Origin of the sequence: Salipaludibacillus sp. CUR1, from assembly GCF_021028955.1 — a bacterium.
Classification (GTDB): Bacteria; Bacillota; Bacilli; order Bacillales; family Salisediminibacteriaceae; genus Salipaludibacillus.
Genome location: NZ_JAIWPE010000027.1, coordinates 1 through 17,078, shown reverse-complemented (window position 1 = coordinate 17,078; position 17,078 = coordinate 1). Strand labels below are relative to the sequence as shown.

Below are 17,078 nucleotides of genomic sequence, written 5' to 3'. Positions count from 1 at the left end.
CTATTGGCTCCTCTCTATTTTCAGCACTTCAATAATATAATGAGCAGTTTCTTCTACAGCTTTGTTGGATACATTGATGACCGGACACCCGATGCGTTTGATGATTTTATCGGCATATTCCAGTTCTTCAAGAATCCGTTCATATTTAGCGTACGTTGACCCCGAGGTTAAGCCCATTGTTTTCAGGCGTTCTTTGCGTATTTCGTTTAATTTATCAGGTGTAATCACAAGGCCGACGCATTTGTTTCTCGGGAGCTGAAACAGTTCTTCGGGCGGGGGAATCTCAGGGACTAAAGGAATATTCGCCACCTTGAACCGTTTATGAGCGAGATACATTGATAAAGGCGTTTTCGACGTCCGTGACACCCCAATAATGACAAGATCTGCTTTTAATATCCCTCTTGGATCCTGTGCATCGTCATACTTTACCGCGAATTCCACGGCAGCTACTTTCCTGAAGTAATCTTCATCAAGTTTCCTCATCATCCCGGGTTCGTGCCCAGGGAGTTTACCAAATGACTCACTAAATGCGCTGATCAAAGGGCTCAGCAGATCGACTGCTTTAATGTTTTCTTCTGCTGCCCTCTGATCTAAGTATTGCTTTAATTCATCAATAACGATGGTGTAGGCAATGATCGACTGATATTGCCCGGCTTCTCGTATCACTTGTTCAATATCTTCTGTCGCATAGACATAGGGGACCCGGTGGAATTCCACATTATCAGTCGTAAACTGACTGGACACGGCATTGACGACATGATCAGCCGTTTCACCCACGGAATCCGATAGGATGAATACTTTTCTTTGTCTGCTCAAAAACACCACCTGCTGTCTCTAAATTTTTGTAAAAACCTAATGTGTTATACTAATCGGTTACAAGTATAACATAATAGATTTTTATTTGAAGAGATTTTTTTGATTTTTTATGTAAAAATGCTTTCAGCGGAGAAAAAAAGCATGGAAATGGGCAATTAATAAGTCAACTATAGCTACGGAGTGAACGTCTGACAGGCGGAAAATTTCAGACAGGAAGTACATGGTAAGATTGAATAGGATAGGAGATGGATAATTATGAAAAAAGAGAAGCGTCCTGTTGTTATTGCTATTGCCGGAGTCTCCGGCGGAAGGAAAACAACTATTGCGAAGTATCTAAAGGGAAAGTTGAATAAATCTGACATACTTTATTTTGATGACTACGAGTTGGAAGGGCCAGAAGACCTTATTGACTGGGTTGACAGTGGAGCGGACTATGACAAATGGAACTTAGACCCATTTTTTAGAGATTTAAAAGGGTTGTTAAAGGAACCGTTGAATTATATAGTACTGGATTATCCATTCGCTTATAAACATTCTCAGATGAGGCCGTTAATTGACTATACTGTGTTTATTGATACTCCTTTGGATATGGCTATGGCACGCCGGATCATGAGAGATTTTAAACACAGTATTATGGAAGAGGTCGTGGCAGATATGGGGAATTACATATACCGGGGAAGGAAGGGCTATGTGGAAATGCTGAACACCATAAAACCGAATTCAGACATCATCGTGGACGGAACGTTATCAGTGGCAGAAATTGCCGATGAAATTTACGGGAGGGTCCTTGCGGAGTAAACTCATTCTGGTGTAAAGAGAGCCAATAAACTACTTGATCTAATTAAATATAGGACGGTACTGCAACATCGGTTGTTACAGCCGTCCCTTTTTTTAACATTTTTTTTTAATTTTTTTAACTTGGACTTTAACTTTATCTAATTGTTCTTTTAAATCTATTAGCTCCTCCAGTATGAGATCCATTTTAGACTCCAATTTTTTCAAATCATTATTTTCCTCATTTTGTACAGGTGATAATTTATCTATTAAATGAGTTTCATTATTAATAGAACTCATATTAGTCATCATCTTATTTACATTATCTGATTCATTATTTGAATGATCAACTGCTTTTATGCCGTCTAAAAGACTATTTAAACTGTTGAGGGAATCATAAGACGATATTTTTGAAAGGTTATTAAGTTGATCTGCATTAGTGTTCTTTAATAAATTTGCTGCAATATTAAGGATTCCTCCGAGATTGACATCTTCATCATAGGTGGCATGGTTAGATGGCGTTTTATCTTCTTTCTTTTTGGCATTAAATTCACTCATGTTATTTATCTCACCTTTCTTCATTTGAATTAATTTACTTAAAGTGTGGCCTTTAAGTAACGTGTGCCAAATTGAATCATATAAATAATAAAAATGTGTAAACATTTTTTAAATTAGGACATCCAGGAGGCGTATAAACGCTCTCCCAGATGTGTGGGGCAAGGTTATTCTTAAGCTGTTGCAGCAGCAGACCCTTGTCCCAGAAGTTCTTGAAGACATCTGATAATAAGATTACGCTGTTCCTGGTCACCAATTAAAATGGCCACTAGTAAAGCAACTAAAAACAGCAACGCAATAACTACTAGTGCTAACATTGTTTTTCCCCCTTTCTTAATAATATCGTTGTAAGGCTTCGCACCTTACAGTTACATACTATGATTTTAGAGAATGGCTGCTTATGTATCTGCCGCGTTTTCTATTAAAAGGGGCGAATCATAGATAATAGTCATTCGAAAAGACTAAACCTATTTTCAATGAGGATTAGTTTCTTTATCATCTCTCAGGGAAGCCGGTGCTATGTGGCGATGCTAAAATTCTGAACTCATCGTGGAAGAACGTTATCCACGGCAAAAATGGCAGACTAAATCTTAGAGAATACGGCCAGGTAACTCATTATGCTATAAAGAGACTCTTGTTTTGGAGAGGATTTGTGCAACCTATAGATAGATTAATTACCTGCTAACCTTACATTTAACAGTTCAAAGCGTGGTGCGGTAAGTAAGATGAGAGTGTTTTTATCGAGGGACGAGCCTGCGCTGTGCGGTAAGAAAGAGGAGAGTATTATGCCTGAACATATGCAAGCATCTGAAGGAAAGGTACAATAGCAGTGTATTTAAAAACAGTCTTCACGTGAGGGGAAATGACAGGAACCCTTCAGATAAAGGCATTAAAATGGTATTAGGGAGGTCAAATCATGACGTGGGTCGAGGCGTTAATAAAGACAATTAGTAAAGTTCTTTATTCAGAAATTTGGATTCCGCTCAAATAAATTCAGCAGGCGGAGGGGAGATCTCTCCCCGTATCATATACTGTCTTTGACATGAAATTGAAATGATAAAGAAGCTTCCTGCTTGTTTATATAAAAATGATAAATGAGGTATTACATATGGATAAATTCAGCCCTGAAAATAAAAAAAGGGACAAGAGATTTAAAATAGTCCTTTATGCATTTACGGTCATCAATATTGGTTTAGGAATAAATGAATTCTGGCATGACACGATCTCTATATACGGTCTCCTTTTTATAGTTATTGGGCATCTTTTTATTTTAATTTTTGGTTTACGGAGGAAGCGTTGGGCCGAGTGGATAATATTAGTTATAGTAGCTTTCCAATTGATAATGTATCTTTTAACTTTCATATTTTGGACGATTTACACTTTTTTCATTTAAATATTCTCTTTTAGGCGTCTAAATGACCAGAAAGTTTTATGCTCAACCAAGTGATGACAGGTCACAACTTATCAACCAGGAGTATGGCCGGGAGATTGTCGAGGAGATAACGAAGGAGTGATACCGTGAGAAAGGTTTTAATCCTGATTTTTAGTTTTTTCGTAATTGCGGCAGGTGCTTATACATATTTAAAATGGTATTCGCCTTTAGCCGTCTATTCAAGCGGTTTTGGTTTAGATGGAGAAGTTCAGCTGGTTGAGGCAGGAAACAAGAGTCCAATAGGCGCAGTAAAAATAGAAGAGGTGCTTGTCAATAATAAGGTTTCTCCTTCAGAAGTCAAAATTCAAGTAAGCCATCACATGCAAGGGTTTGTTATTACAGACGATTTTGATGGAGAAGTTGAGAGCGAGTATACTTTTAAAGAAGTGAATGCTGTATCTATTCAACCTGATACACACCCGCAAAAACAACTCGAAAAAGTAAATGCCGGCACAGCAACAGAAGATGATCTTATTTATGGCCTTTCGTTCATTCATCACGAGCCCATTAATCAAGTTACAATAAAATACCGGCACCTCGGTGTTTCACATAAGAAGTCTCTGTCAGTAAATTAAAGAAAAATTAGTGGATGATTCCTTTTAAAGGGGAACGCCTTTTTAAAAAATAGCTCCTTTTTAAAGAAACGGAATGTAAAGTTATAGGTAGTAATTAATTCTGCAATTGGGGGTATTGGATGTGGATTTTGATACTGCTTGCTGTGATAGGTATTGGTACAATTATAGGGTATCTAAAAGAGCAAACTAAGCAAAATAAAAGAATGATTGAATTACTTGAAGAGATAAACAAAAACAAACAATAACAGATCACCCATAGGCTGTGGCGGATCTTGCTGGCGCTTTTCTGCTCATTCGCTTTTGGCCTGTATTACTATTATTGCGTTACGCTTTGTCTCTAAATAAAAAATTTCGTCATTGTTAAATTAGACAAACTTTATGAGTCCTGTTCAGGGATCCATCCGATTTTTTCAAGAAAGGTCTCACATAATTAATATACCCCTGTGAATACTAATTCCAGGAGGTATGCGGCTTATGACAAAGATATGGTTGGTTTTACTTTTATTAGCGACCCAGCCCATTGAACTTCCTGACAGTTTAACTGTGACCCAGGAAGGGGAGACGATCGCGATTGTTAACCGAGAACACTTTGATATTGGTCTTATTGATACACCTATGATTGATAGTGACACCTATCTTGACTTTATCGATAAACTTGATGAAAAGGTATACAAAGAGCCTGTTAATGCGTACATCAATGACCAGGAAACAGTCGTTAAAGAGCAAAGCGGGCACAGGCTTTACCGGAAAGCGTTTATGGAACAGTTTAATACTTATTTTTATGGCAGCGGAGCTTCCAAAGTCGAAGTGCCGGAGCTTGAAATTCATCCGAGAGTGGATAGTGAGCTGCTAGCTAATATACGGGTTCAGAAAATAGGGGAGTATGTCACTTATTTTAATTCTAATAACGAAAATCGTGCCCACAATATTACCCTGTCGACTGAAGCGATTGACGATTATGTGGTTTTTCCAAACGAGACATTTTCCTTCAACAAAGTTGTTGGTGAGCGGACGAAAGAGAACGGCTATTTGCCAGCACCCGTCATCGTTAAAGGAGAATTGTCTGAAGGTGTAGGCGGCGGGATCTGCCAGGTGTCTTCTACGTTATTTAATGCTGTAGACAAAGTCGGGCTGGAAATTGTCGAGCGCTATACGCACAGCAGAAGCGTCCGCTACGTCCCGCCGGGAAGGGATGCGACTGTGAGCTGGTACGGGCCTGATTTCCGCTTCCGGAATAACTACAATCAGCCGATCTTAATCCGGACGAAACGGTTCGGGGGAAGTATCTCTGTGTCACTTTACTCCTCTGATGTGATCGACTACGAACCCCGGAAAGTGCCAATGGCGTCACCGCGTCTGCCTGAGGAGATAAATACAGAGGAATAAACGTAAACAGTACGAGCAGGGGGGGGACCTGTTCGTACTGTTTTTCCTGAAAATATCGTGAATATTTTTAAAATGCAGCCGCCGCAAGTCAGGGCCAGGCCAACTGACCTGACAGTGGTGTTACCGGCTTAGTTCCACGCCATCAGGGAGAATATAATCAACGTCAAACAGTTCCGGATTGTAGTCCGGCTCAAGGTCATAGTCAATTGTGTCTGTTTCTGTGTAAGGCGAATGATCGAGCTGTTCCTGCCGGACAATATAATAGGTGTCCTGGTCGATCCAGTAATCGGACAAGTCACTCGTACCGGTAAACGAAATGTGATACGCCTCATAACCGTTCACTTCACCAGTCCCCGCAATAGAAGCGTCCTCACGGTCAGACACATTGCTTAACGATCCCCCTAAGCCGTACGCAGCGTCCTCATCGCGATCCCTGACGTAAGCGGTATCGTCGCCGGCAGTATAAGTAAGCATATACCGGCCTTCTTCAATGGTGATGGTGTATTCAGTTGGACCGTCATTTTCGGTCCTTTCTATTCGTCTCATGTGGTGGCCGTCCTCAGTGACAAACTCCCAATACTTAATTTCTGTTGTCTCCTCAGTATCTCCATTCTCTTCTGTCTCTCTAACCTTACTGACCGTGTGATAATAGACATCAGTTATGTCACGGTAAGTGTCATGTGACCGCTCTAAAATATGGTTGGCTGTCAGTTCTTCAGTGTCATCTCCATCACGGTCATTGTTGTTTGCTTCTGTATTTTCATTTTCAGCTGTCAGGTCTTCATTAGAATTCAAGCCGGTTTCATCAGCATTATCATCCGTGCACCCGGCGGCAATCGAACCAAATGCAACGATCCATACAACTTTTTTCAAGGGAAGCATAAGCCATATTTCCTCCTATTAGTAAACTGATTTCCTTATAATGGATTTCCCCTGGACCTTTCATTTATAAACAACGCTAGTGAAGGACAAGGTGCCCCATTGTACTTTTTAAATAATTTCATCGAAAAAAAGGATTTGATGTCTAATAGTAGAATGACTATATATTACCAATTAAAAAAATAGCTAAAGTTTGAGGGGGATGGATGATGCTTAAGAAAGACATGGTACTCGTTCCCGGACCGACGCCGGTCGTCGACTCTGTGTATGAGGCGCTGGGACAGGAAACAATGAATCACACGGATCCGAGGTTTGCGGCAATTTACAAGGACGCGATTGAGAAAACACGGGAGATGTTCAAAACAGACGGAGAAGTATTTGTCATTGGCGGCTCCGGCACGGTAGCGATGGAAATGGCGATTGTAAATACCGTTGCAGCCGGTGAAAAAATATTAGTCATTAGCCACGGCTATTTCGGTGACCGTTTCATTAAATTAGCGGAAGCGTTCGGGATAGAAGCAGAGGTGCTTCAGGCAGACTGGGGAAAACATGTTGATGCTCATGAGCTGGACGAAAAGCTCGCGAAGGAGACGTATAAAGCGGTGACGATTACCCACGCCGACACATCGACAGGGGTGGCTGCCGATTTGGATATGCTTGTCCCGGCCATTAAAAAACACGGGGCACTCGTCATTCTTGACGGCGTCTGTGCCACCGCTGCAATTGAAGAAGATATGAGTAAGACGTATGGCGATTCTGATGCCAAGATTGATGTCGTCATAACAGGCTGCCAAAAAGCGATCGGCGTACCCCCGGGTCTGGCTATCGCAGCTTTTAACAAGACGGCCTTACTGGCCCGCGAACAACTTGGGCGCGTGCCAGCCTACTATTCAGATATCTATAACTGGCTTCCGATTATGGATGACCCGAAGAAATACTTCGCCACACCGCCAGTAAATCTGATCTACGCTTACAATCAAGGGATGAAGCTGGTGCTGGAAGAAGGATTGGAGGCACGCTATAACCGCCATACCGCCTTCGGGAAAGGAATCAGAGCAGCGCTTGAGACTTATGGAATGAAGGCGTTAGCGAATGAAGAGGCTGCGGCTCCAACCCTCAGCTGTATTCTTTACCCGGAAGGCGTGGACGATGCCGCGTTCCGTGCCGCCCTTGCGGAAAAAGGTCTCATTGTCGCAGGCGCCCTGGCGCATTTACAAGGAAATGCGTTCAGGATCGGCCACATGGGAAATACAACAGAACATATGCTTGAAGAAGCACTCTTGCTGATCGGAGAGGCGATGAATGAACTAGGTTTTTCCACTCATCCGGCAAAAGCCGTGAAGGTCTTTAGAAAACACCTGACGGGAAAATCACTCTCTCACTAAGTCATTTCAGAGTGAATGGAAACAAAGCAACCCTTAAGGCCCCGGGGAAAAATCAGGCGAAACATTTCCGCACCTGGCAAAACAAGAACAGCCTTTGAATCGTGATAAGTGACTCACATTCAAAGGCTTTTTTCTGTTCAATCAAAAGTTCTCGTTTTAATTACTGTGTAAAACTTAACTTTTGATAATACGACTCACAAAAGGGTGAAATACCTGTTCATTAATTGGTATACTTAAATTATGATGACATTTTTTAATGTGCGGATTTAAAAAAATGAGAGGAATTTAAGATTATAAAGAGAGAAGAGGGATGAAGTTGAAGTCGAAGCATTTGTCACCCGATGAAGAGGCTGTAATAGTATTAAAAGCTGTCGCAAATAAACACCGCCTTGAGATTTTACGGCTTTTAAGTGTGAGGCCTCACAACGTTAATGAACTGGCAGCTAAATTAAATCTTCCATTCTCGACCACAGCGACAAACGTTAAGAAGCTGGAAGATGTTGAACTTATATCTACAGAACTTGTACCGGGACGGGGCACGCAGAAAGTGAACGCGAAAAATTTTGACCGGATTATTGTTGACCTGTTTGAAAAGGAAACACAAATAAATGATAAACAGTTTTTTATTGATATGCCAATAGGGGAGTATTTCGATTGTAAAGTGCAGCCTAACTGCGGGCTTGTCGGCGAAAAAGATTATATTGGGATGCAGGATGACCCCCGCGCCTTTTACGAACCGGGAAGAAAAGACGCACAGCTCTTATTCATGCGGCACGGGTATGTGGAATACCGGTTTCAAAATAAGATTCCTTATGGAACAAAACCAAAAGAGGTCGAAGTCGCAGCTGAATTGTGTTCTGAAGCGCCGAATCACAAACTGGACTGGCCATCGGATATCACGGTATGGATCAATGGAAAAGAGGCCGGGACATGGACTTCTCCCAGCGACTTTGGAGGAGAGCGCGGATTTTTAACACCTTCATGGTGGCATACAAATTATACACAGTACGGGATGCTTAAACGGTGGCGAATAACAAGTGAAGGGTGCTTTATCGACGGAAATAAAATAACCGATAAACTGACAATTAAGGATGTGGAACTTGAGAAACACCCCTTTATATCCATTAAAATTGGAGTAAAAGATGAGGCCGAAAATAAAGGCGGATTTAATTTATTCGGCCCCAAATTTGGTAACTATGAGCAAGGAATTCAACTGACAGTAGAGACTTAAGAGTATATATGTGACAAAAATGTTTCAGGAGCCTTTATCAAAAAATAATTTTTTTGATAAAGGCTCTTGTTTATTACTGAAAAAGCGGTTACAATAAAATCAAGTTGATGAAAGCGATTTATTTTTTTATCTATTATTACTAACTTTAAGGTAATAAAACTATTATTATGAGAATGAAAGGTTGATAGCGATGATGAAGCTGGATATAGCTCAGGAGGTGGGCCAGACTCTTTCTCCGAATCCCCAATTCAGTCGGAATAACTGGCTTGAACTGCAAGGTGAGTGGCGTTTCGCTGCAGACCCTGAAAACGAGGGGATTAAGAAGGGCTGGTTTAAAGAATTTCCAGCAGGAGACAGCATAGACGTGCCTTATGTCCAGGAAAGCGACAGGAATTCCACGCACACTGAATATGCCTCTGTTGTCTGGTATGAGAGAGAAGTTAGCTTAGACGAACAGCAGAGGAATAAAACGATCCTGCTTCATTTTGAAGCGGTGGATTACAAGACAACAGTTTGGATAAACGGATTCCAGGCCGGTGAACATGAAGGGGGGCATACCCCGTTCAAGGTCTCTTACAAGCCGGAAGGCAACGAAGAAACTGTCACGGTAACCGTGCGTGCTGAAGATTTTAATACAACGGATCAGCCGGTAGGGAAACAATCCTGGAAAGAAGATAATTTTTTATGCTGGTATTCACGGACGACTGGAATCTGGCAAACCGTCTGGATGGAATTTGTAAACGATTTCTATCTTGAAAGCGTTCAAATGACACCGGATATTGACACGGGGCAGGTAAGTGTTGAAGCATTTAGCCGCATTCCTGAGCAGTATCAGAAGAGAACGTCCCTCACGATGACAGTCTACCTGCACGGGAAACAGATTACTGAAGTCACTGTAAACAACCTGTCACCCTATACAAAAACAACCCTTACGGTCGACTCTGATTTTCCTGATTTCCGTCTCGCATACTGGACACCTGAGTCGCCTGAACTTTATGACATCATTTTTACTCTTGAAGCAGACGGCGAGGTGGAAGATAACGTAGCCAGCTATTTCGGGATGAGAAAAGTGTCAGTGAAAGATAATGAGATCTTGCTGAATAACGAGAAGTTCTACCAAAAACTGATTCTCGATCAAGGCTATTATAAAGACACGTTAATGACTGCGCCTGATGCCTCGGCTGAACTGGAGGACATTGAGAAGATCAAGGCGATGGGATTCAACGGGCTTAGGAAACACCAAACTGTCGGCACGCACCGTTTCTTGTACCTCTGCGATAAATTAGGACTGGTCACTTGGGCAGAGATGCCGAGCTTTTACAAGTTTCATAGCGGATCAGTTGGACGAGCCTGCTCAGAGTGGCAGGAAATTATCCAGAAACATTACAACCATCCGAGTACGATTATTTACACGATTATGAATGAGTCCTGGGGAGTCAATGAGGTTTATTCAAATAAGCAGCAGCAGCATTTTGTGGATGCGCTTTATTCCCTGACGAAAGCGCTTGACCCTATGAGGCTTGTTATAGGAAACGACGGGTGGGAGCAGACGAAAACGGATATTTTAACCATCCATGATTACACACAGGACGGAGAAAAATTAAATGAGGCGTACCGTTCAAAAGAAGCTTTCGTTGAAGGAGCCCCTGCTAAGACGAGCAATAAATACACGTATGCCCAAGGCTATAAATACGAAGGGCAGCCTGTCCTTTTAAGTGAGTTTGGCGGAGTGGCGTTTACTGAACAAACCGGGTCTCCAGAGGAAGACTGGGGATATGGCGACCGTCCGGAATCGAAAGAGGAAGCCTGGGAGCGGATCTCGGCGTTAATTACAGCTGTGATGGATAACGAACACTTTTGCGGCTTTTGCTATACGCAGCTTTCAGACGTCCAGCAGGAGGTCAATGGCTTGCTGACACACGATCATGACTATAAATTTGACCCTGAAAAAGTAAAAAAACTGTTAAACCAGAAGCATACCCGAGGATTTATTTTTGAATAAAAGGAAAGGAGAGACATTAAAATGGAAGAACGAGCACAAATGATTCAGCCTGAAGCACCGGAAAGGAAGAAAATCAGTAATAAGGAGGTGCTCTCTTATTTCAGTTACGGGATGGGCCAGTGCATCAGTTTCGGGCTTATAGGTACCTATATAATGTATTTCTACACCGACATTCTCGGAATTTCGGCTCTTGCAGCAAGTACGATTTTTGTTATTGCACGTACGTTCGATGCAGCGAATGACCCGCTGATGGCGTCGATTATGGATACGAGAAAGTCTAAGCACGGAAAGTTCCGGCAATATCTTCTTTACATGCCATTTTTCATATTCTTTATTACAATAATTGCTTTTCTGCCGTTAAACCTTAACCCGACCGCAGCCGTGATTTTTGCAGGAGCCACATATATTTTGTGGGGAGTGTTCTATACGTTATCGGATGTTCCATTCTGGTCAATGTCAGCAGTGATGAGCCAGGAACCTCAGGAACGGACAAAGCTTGTGACGTACGCTAATTTAGGTGTATTCGTAGGGATCGGTATCCCAACGCTTTTGTTTACGCCGCTAGCCGAATTTCTTGGCGGAGGCAGTTTGAATGACGGATTTTTCTTTGCAGTCGTGATTCTATCGCTAATGATGCTTCCGTTCATGTTTCTTGGTTTTAAAAATACCCGCGAGCGCGTGGAACCTCCGAAAGAACGTGTGCGGATCCGCGACGCTATTAAAATAATCAAAGGCAACAAACCAATGTTTATTATTCTGGCTACTTTCTTCTGTAATGTGTTTGTTAACATCACTTTAACGCTTAATATTTACTTTTTCACTTACAATCTTGGAAACGCTTCCCTTATGGCTGCCTTTGGAATTATCAGCCTGGTGAGCTGCATCGGTTTCTTTTTCATACCAATGCTTACTAAATATTTTTACAAAAAGCATATTTTAATGACTGTTCTTATTGCCGACATTATTGTCAGAGTGCTTTTCTTTATGACGGGATACGGCAACACAACCGTTGTCCTCGCGTTCTTAACAGTGACAATGATTTTGTATACAGCGACAGGTCCGCTTATTTCCGCGATGCTTGCGGAAACGATCGAACTGACAGAAGTCCGTACCGGCCAGCGGTCTGAAGCGGTTACTTTTTCCGGCCAGACATTTACAGGCAAGCTTTCCGTTGCTATCGCAGGCGGTGCGACAGGGGTTATTTTGACGGTAATCAACTACGTCCCTAACCAGGCCCAGTCACAAGGAACGTTAACAGGACTTTTTTTCGTCATCGCGTTATTGCCGGCTTTAGGCTCTATCATTCGTCTTGTGCTGATGTATTTCTATAAATACACAGAAAAAGAGTTTAATGAAGCAGTGTCTGAACTTCAGTGGCGCAAGCAGCAGAATCCTGGTAATTCTTAATGTAAGAATACAGGCTATGGAGAGTCTATAATTGAAGAAAAGGGGGCCGCTGAAAGGTGATGTGCGGCCCCTTTCCTGTTTCTTGGCTGCATTTAAAAAAAACGGTCAGATGAGCTAACACTAAATGCCACTTCCATAAAAACGTATGATACATTTTTAGTACGTTAATTATTACTGCAAATTTGAAAGGAGGGTTCTTAGCATGGAAAAGAAATTGATGTTCTGTATCCCGAAAGGCGGTTTTACCGTAAGGGAATCATTGGAATTTGTAAACTTTAACAGTTCGTTTGAGTGTGAAGTGTCCGTCGTGAAGAATAACAGAACTATTAATGCGAAAAGTATTTTAGGAACCCTTAGCCTGTTATCGACTTCAAAAAGCGGAGAAGAGCTGATGATCCATCTTGACGGTGAAGATGCTGAGTATGCCAGCCAGCAAATAGCCAGGTTTATTGAAAAGAAAATAACTAACGCTAATTCCAAGCTGGATTTTTCTGAACCGGCTGAATCGTGGATGTAACTGAAATCATTCTCAAAGATTTAGGATCAGCCATTCGTCACTCGTTTAAAAATTTACCGTTTTACGCATCACAGACAGGGCTTATATGCCTTGTCTTTTTTAGTTTGGGTAGTGATATGTGAATGCTGATTCTTTAAAAGGTTCGCTTGGGATCTGTAACGTAAGTGCGGCATTTTTGCAGGTGGACAAAGCTTAGGGTGCTCTCCCGCCGAGTGCCTACACCACTGGGGAGAATGCCTCATCATATCCAAGCTCTTTACTGTATAGTTAGGAACTCCAGAGGGGCCCTCACTGTATAAATTAACAGCTTACGTTTTATTTTCCATGTAAAGGGTTAAAGAAGTAGTGGGAAACAATTTAGATTAAAGGAGATGAGACGATGAGTATTTTATATTTAAGCGATAAGGAAAAAGGCTTTGAAGAAAAAAGCTTGAATTCATTTGATATTGAATCGATCCAAGGGTTGGTGAATGGGCCACCGGAAGCTCTTTATCTTCCTGATAATATTGTGGTTTGGAAAAATCCACGAGCGGCCGTCCTCAATCAAGAGAAGACGCTAGTGCTTAAACACGAAGGAGAATTAAATGATTATATTTACGGCGAAGTAGTCGTAACCGGAACAGACGGTACAAAAACGATTGCCTTGTCCGAAGACCAGAAGCAGGAATTCCGCAACAAGCTTGAAGAAGTGGAAGTAGAAGGCGAAAAGCTGCCGGCGGTTGATTACTAAACCGTGGTGCATTAATAAAAAAACGCATGGGTTTTCTTTACGAAAATCCCATGCGTTTTTTTATTGTTCCAAAATTAATTTATTGATAGTAATAAACTGACATAGCAACTTTCCTCACTAATCTCATGGATTGAAAGAAGAATTTCCAGCTTGTGATTTAATGGATGCTTACTTAGCGTGTGAGGTAAAGGTTAAAAATGACCGAAAAATAATTAATTTTATTGATGAAAATATCCATCTAATGAAACAACGACCGAACTTATTTCAACATGATGATTTTCACCTTGGAAACATTATTGTGAATAATAAAAAATTCGCTGGGGTTATAGACTTTAACAGGTATGACTGGGGGAGATCCTATGCACGAATTTCTTAAGATAGGGATCTTTAGCCGAGGAGTAAGCATTCCTTTTTCAATAGGACAAATCAGAGGATATTTTAATAATAATGAGCCTGATGAAGAATTTTGGAGGTTGTATTCACTATACCTGGCAATGTGTGTCTTCTCACCTGTAGTTTGGACTTTAAAAGCTATTCCTAACAATATGAATGAGATGTTAGATAAAGTATACATGTATTTAGAAGATCATGATTACTTCGACAGATTAAAACCTAAGTGGTTTGAATAGAGTCCAACTTTGTGAAGATTTATACTTCAACAAACGGAAGCGATAGTTGAAGATCCTAGAAGCTGCATATGCTTGCTTTTATAATTGCATACGAAATGGGGACTAATGTAAACAGTAGAAGTAGATTCTTAAATAAAGCATACATACAAAAAAGGCAGCGATAATCCTAAGCTTTTCTAATGCCTTAAAGTTTTTTCTGGACACAAAAACTCCCCCACAGGTAAACAGATTTTGTTTATTTCATCTGTCGACCTTTAGGGGAGCATATTATAGTCTGCTTTTTTTAATTATTCATTTTTTGAGCTAACGAGATACTCATTATTTATAATTAATCCAATTTTGGTATTACGAAAAGCCTTTTTTTGGGCTCCAACTGGATTAACTCTTCATGTGTGTTTCCATCGTTTTCCCATTCAACAAGAAGTTCATATCTGCTGCTACTTTGAGGTTCAGTGCTTACAGCCGTATACGTATAAGATTTTTTTTCGGACATATCAATAGGGGCATCACCGTCTATAGAGGTGCTTTGCTCTCCGTCAATAAGCAGATTTATCTGGTTAATAAATCCCTGTTTCTCTTTCCATTTCAGTTCCCCTTCCCACAGGTTTTTTAGGGAGTGGGACACTGTATAGGATGCGGTCCATTTTTTACCTTCCGTTTGACCGTGAAGAACAGGAGTTTGGAAGAATGAGATAGAGATCCATGTAATTACAAAGACAGAAACAGCAATTATAAATTTTTTCATTCGTTTCACCTCACATTATTTTCCTGATTTTATAACATATTTTCTACTTTGAGATGAGGTAAAAGACTGATTTATTTCATTACTTGAATTTAAAGACTCTATAACTGCTATATCCACTAATATTATGGATATTTCTGTTCAATACATTGGATGTATGTCCTGTTAAATAAAAAGTAACGTTTCCTTCACCGAGGCTCCTGAGGAATCTCTAAACTGAATAACATCGCCTACCCTTAGTTACTTATAACAGCTACGTAACTCATATGTTAAATAACGGTACCCCGTTAGAAGTAATTCAGAATCTGTTAGGACACGAGAAAAGTGAAACAACAAGGATATTGCACAACTTAGTGGAGCGATGCAACGAGAATTGTACCGCGAATATTTTTAATATTTTGATAATTATCCCCTTTAGCTAAACAACTATTTGGAAAAATAATACTAAAGGGGAGTTAATTGTTGAATAAAGCAGGAATACAAAAAAAGACAGAGGTAAACAAATTGTTTCCCTCTGTCTTTTTTCTTAGTTGTATAATAGCACAATTTTTAATAGAATTTCAGGCTGTTATTGAAAAATTCTATATATTACCCTAGGGGAGTGACTTAAAATAACTTGTGGCTTTTGCCGTAAAAAGAGGGTGAGTTTATTGCTGCTTGATACGAAAGAAGACCGACCCTATGTTATTGCCAGTTCGTTTTTTCTTATTATCTGTTTTGTTTCTATACTTTCTCGTAAGGAGTTACTATTTCGAATGGAACCAGTTGTTGTTTTAGCGCTGGCAGGGTTAATTATATGGATTCCGAAAATAACAAGATTAATTAAAGATAAAAAAAAGAGTTCCAAATAGCACTTTTTCTTATTTAAAAACCTTGGTGAAAGGGGGATGTGTATTGGATTTCTAATATTTACTGGATAGTGTATGATGTTTTAGTGTTATTACTTATCATTTTATGTTTAATTGCGGTTACATACTTTGTTAGAAGACCACATTTGAACCGGACAGTTCAATATTCGATTATTTCTGCTGTCTTTATGGTAGGTCTCGTCTTTGTTCTGTCTAATTTTGGCTATAGTTTTAATATCATCTTAAACTTTATTGAATGGACTACCAAATTCGTTTTACCTTGGCTTGTTTTGTATTGGTTAGTCAGAGCAGTAAAAATATATGAGAAAAAAAGCTAAATTCTTTATGCGGCAGATTTATAAATATTTTCAAATGAAAATTGGATTATTAGTGGAACTTTTTAAATATGGCACATGATGTTAAGTTAAAGGGGAGAATACATTTAAGAGGAAACAATTCAATACAAATAAGATAAATTGATACAACTTGATAAGGGAGGAGAATTTGCAAATGATGATTAGAACTTTCTTAATAGTTATTATAATTATTATGCAATTTTCCACGCTTATCAATGTTACCTTATTTGATGGGGAATGGAACGGCTTAGTGTTGGCTTTACATACAGCATTATTTATCCTCGCAATTGGAATAAACACAGAAATAAAAAAGCTTAAACAACATAGAAATAATTAACAGTCGTAGTTCTTCAATTGATGAAGTGTGGTTGTTTGTATTATTAAAGTGAAGGGAGAGTAATAGTTGAAGCCCAGGAAGCTGCACATGCAGCTTTTTTGTTTAGTTTATAACTGGAAAATGATGTTAAACTAAAGGGGAGAAACTTTAATAAAGGAGCCCACTTCTTTAATTGAACTAACAAGCAGGTTGGAAGGAGTTAGTTGTATGAATGTAAGAACAAAGTAAGCGTCAAATAATCCCCACCTTATAATAAAGATGGGGATGAATTATGATTAGTTATTCAGTTTTAAGAAGATAACAATCAGGCGGAAGCTCTTTCGACCAGGGAAGGCAGCTGTCTATAGCCTGAGGATCTTCCATATCCAGATTTGGCAGTCGTTCAAATAAGAATGTTAAATAGTTGAACGGATGCAGCTGGTTTTCTTTTGCGGTTTCTATAAGACTGTAGATGAGTGCGCTGGACCTTGCACCTTT

At 40.2% G+C, this 17,078-nt stretch carries 19 protein-coding genes and 1 pseudogene; 14 read left to right on the top strand and 6 right to left on the bottom strand.

Features of this window, described 5'->3' with window-relative positions; genetic code table 11:
• The gene (locus tag K8O68_RS06470) at positions 1 to 816 is read right to left on the bottom strand and encodes a pyruvate, water dikinase regulatory protein (protein ID WP_230896109.1); all 816 of its coding nucleotides are present in this window, start codon (positions 814 to 816) and stop codon (positions 1 to 3) included.
• A gap of 255 nt (positions 817 to 1,071) precedes the next feature.
• On the opposite strand from K8O68_RS06470, the gene K8O68_RS06465 reads away from it, so the two are divergent.
• Positions 1,072 to 1,614, top strand: a complete 543-nt coding sequence (locus K8O68_RS06465; protein ID WP_230896108.1) for a nucleoside/nucleotide kinase family protein — start codon at positions 1,072 to 1,074, stop codon at positions 1,612 to 1,614.
• A gap of 93 nt (positions 1,615 to 1,707) precedes the next feature.
• Here the strand turns inward: K8O68_RS06465 and K8O68_RS06460 are convergent, their stop codons facing one another.
• The gene (locus tag K8O68_RS06460) at positions 1,708 to 2,148 is read right to left on the bottom strand and encodes a hypothetical protein (protein ID WP_230896107.1); all 441 of its coding nucleotides are present in this window, start codon (positions 2,146 to 2,148) and stop codon (positions 1,708 to 1,710) included.
• A 170-nt stretch (positions 2,149 to 2,318) separates the two neighbouring features.
• Positions 2,319 to 2,462: a hypothetical protein gene (locus tag K8O68_RS06455; RefSeq protein ID WP_230896106.1), complete on the bottom strand. Its 144-nt coding sequence runs from the start codon at positions 2,460 to 2,462 to the stop codon at positions 2,319 to 2,321.
• Positions 2,463 to 3,663: 1,201 nt separating this feature from the next.
• Here K8O68_RS06455 and K8O68_RS06450 point away from each other — a divergent pair.
• From K8O68_RS06450 to K8O68_RS06445, 3 genes are all read left to right on the top strand, one after another.
• On the top strand, positions 3,664 to 4,152 hold the full coding sequence (locus tag K8O68_RS06450) for a hypothetical protein (RefSeq protein ID WP_230896105.1): 489 nt from the start codon (positions 3,664 to 3,666) through the stop codon (positions 4,150 to 4,152).
• A gap of 119 nt (positions 4,153 to 4,271) precedes the next feature.
• Positions 4,272 to 4,397 (top strand): hypothetical protein, encoded by a 126-nt coding sequence (locus K8O68_RS21400; RefSeq protein ID WP_255717036.1) that lies wholly within the window; start codon positions 4,272 to 4,274, stop codon positions 4,395 to 4,397.
• A 229-nt stretch (positions 4,398 to 4,626) separates the two neighbouring features.
• Positions 4,627 to 5,538 (top strand): VanW family protein, encoded by a 912-nt coding sequence (locus tag K8O68_RS06445; RefSeq protein WP_230896104.1) that lies wholly within the window; start codon positions 4,627 to 4,629, stop codon positions 5,536 to 5,538.
• Between the two features lie 120 nt (positions 5,539 to 5,658).
• On the opposite strand, the gene K8O68_RS06440 is transcribed toward K8O68_RS06445, so the two are convergent.
• Positions 5,659 to 6,420: an outer membrane lipoprotein-sorting protein gene (locus K8O68_RS06440; protein ID WP_230896103.1), complete on the bottom strand. Its 762-nt coding sequence runs from the start codon at positions 6,418 to 6,420 to the stop codon at positions 5,659 to 5,661.
• A 206-nt stretch (positions 6,421 to 6,626) separates the two neighbouring features.
• Here K8O68_RS06440 and K8O68_RS06435 point away from each other — a divergent pair, with 206 nt between their 5' ends.
• The 8 genes from K8O68_RS06435 (at position 6,627) to K8O68_RS06400 (ending at position 14,318) form a co-directional block, all read left to right on the top strand.
• Entirely contained in the window at positions 6,627 to 7,802 is a 1,176-nt protein-coding gene (locus K8O68_RS06435; protein ID WP_230896121.1) for a pyridoxal-phosphate-dependent aminotransferase family protein, read from the top strand.
• A gap of 310 nt (positions 7,803 to 8,112) precedes the next feature.
• A complete protein-coding gene (locus K8O68_RS06430; protein WP_230896102.1) occupies positions 8,113 to 9,033 on the top strand; it encodes an ArsR/SmtB family transcription factor in 921 nt (306 codons plus the stop codon).
• Between the two features lie 190 nt (positions 9,034 to 9,223).
• A complete protein-coding gene (locus K8O68_RS06425) occupies positions 9,224 to 11,035 on the top strand; it encodes a sugar-binding domain-containing protein (RefSeq protein ID WP_230896101.1) in 1,812 nt (603 codons plus the stop codon).
• 21 nt (positions 11,036 to 11,056) lie between these two features.
• Positions 11,057 to 12,442, top strand: a complete 1,386-nt coding sequence (locus K8O68_RS06420) for an MFS transporter (protein ID WP_230896100.1) — start codon at positions 11,057 to 11,059, stop codon at positions 12,440 to 12,442.
• A gap of 202 nt (positions 12,443 to 12,644) precedes the next feature.
• On the top strand, positions 12,645 to 12,959 hold the full coding sequence (locus K8O68_RS06415; protein WP_230896099.1) for an HPr family phosphocarrier protein: 315 nt from the start codon (positions 12,645 to 12,647) through the stop codon (positions 12,957 to 12,959).
• 379 nt (positions 12,960 to 13,338) lie between these two features.
• Entirely contained in the window at positions 13,339 to 13,689 is a 351-nt protein-coding gene (locus K8O68_RS06410) for a DUF3846 domain-containing protein (protein WP_230896098.1), read from the top strand.
• Positions 13,690 to 13,849: 160 nt separating this feature from the next.
• On the top strand, positions 13,850 to 14,065 hold the full coding sequence (locus K8O68_RS21570; protein WP_370640494.1) for a phosphotransferase: 216 nt from the start codon (positions 13,850 to 13,852) through the stop codon (positions 14,063 to 14,065).
• Positions 14,049 to 14,318 carry a hypothetical protein gene (locus tag K8O68_RS06400; RefSeq protein ID WP_230896097.1) on the top strand — a complete coding sequence of 90 codons (270 nt, stop codon included), beginning with the start codon at positions 14,049 to 14,051 and terminating at the stop codon, positions 14,316 to 14,318. Before K8O68_RS21570 ends, K8O68_RS06400 begins: the two co-directional genes overlap by 17 nt.
• A gap of 328 nt (positions 14,319 to 14,646) precedes the next feature.
• Here K8O68_RS06400 and K8O68_RS06395 read toward each other — a convergent pair whose 3' ends face one another.
• Complete coding sequence (locus K8O68_RS06395) at positions 14,647 to 15,063, bottom strand: hypothetical protein (protein ID WP_230896096.1); 417 nt, start codon at positions 15,061 to 15,063, stop codon at positions 14,647 to 14,649.
• 245 nt (positions 15,064 to 15,308) lie between these two features.
• On the opposite strand from K8O68_RS06395, the pseudogene K8O68_RS06390 reads away from it, so the two are divergent.
• Positions 15,309 to 15,454, top strand: a pseudogene (locus K8O68_RS06390) (tyrosine-type recombinase/integrase); the annotation flags it as partial.
• 964 nt (positions 15,455 to 16,418) lie between these two features.
• A complete protein-coding gene (locus tag K8O68_RS06385) occupies positions 16,419 to 16,601 on the top strand; it encodes a hypothetical protein (RefSeq protein ID WP_230896095.1) in 183 nt (60 codons plus the stop codon).
• 279 nt (positions 16,602 to 16,880) lie between these two features.
• On the opposite strand, the gene K8O68_RS06380 is transcribed toward K8O68_RS06385, so the two are convergent.
• Positions 16,881 to 17,078 (bottom strand): transposase domain-containing protein (locus K8O68_RS06380; RefSeq protein ID WP_230896094.1); only part of this gene is annotated, 198 nt, incomplete at its 5' end.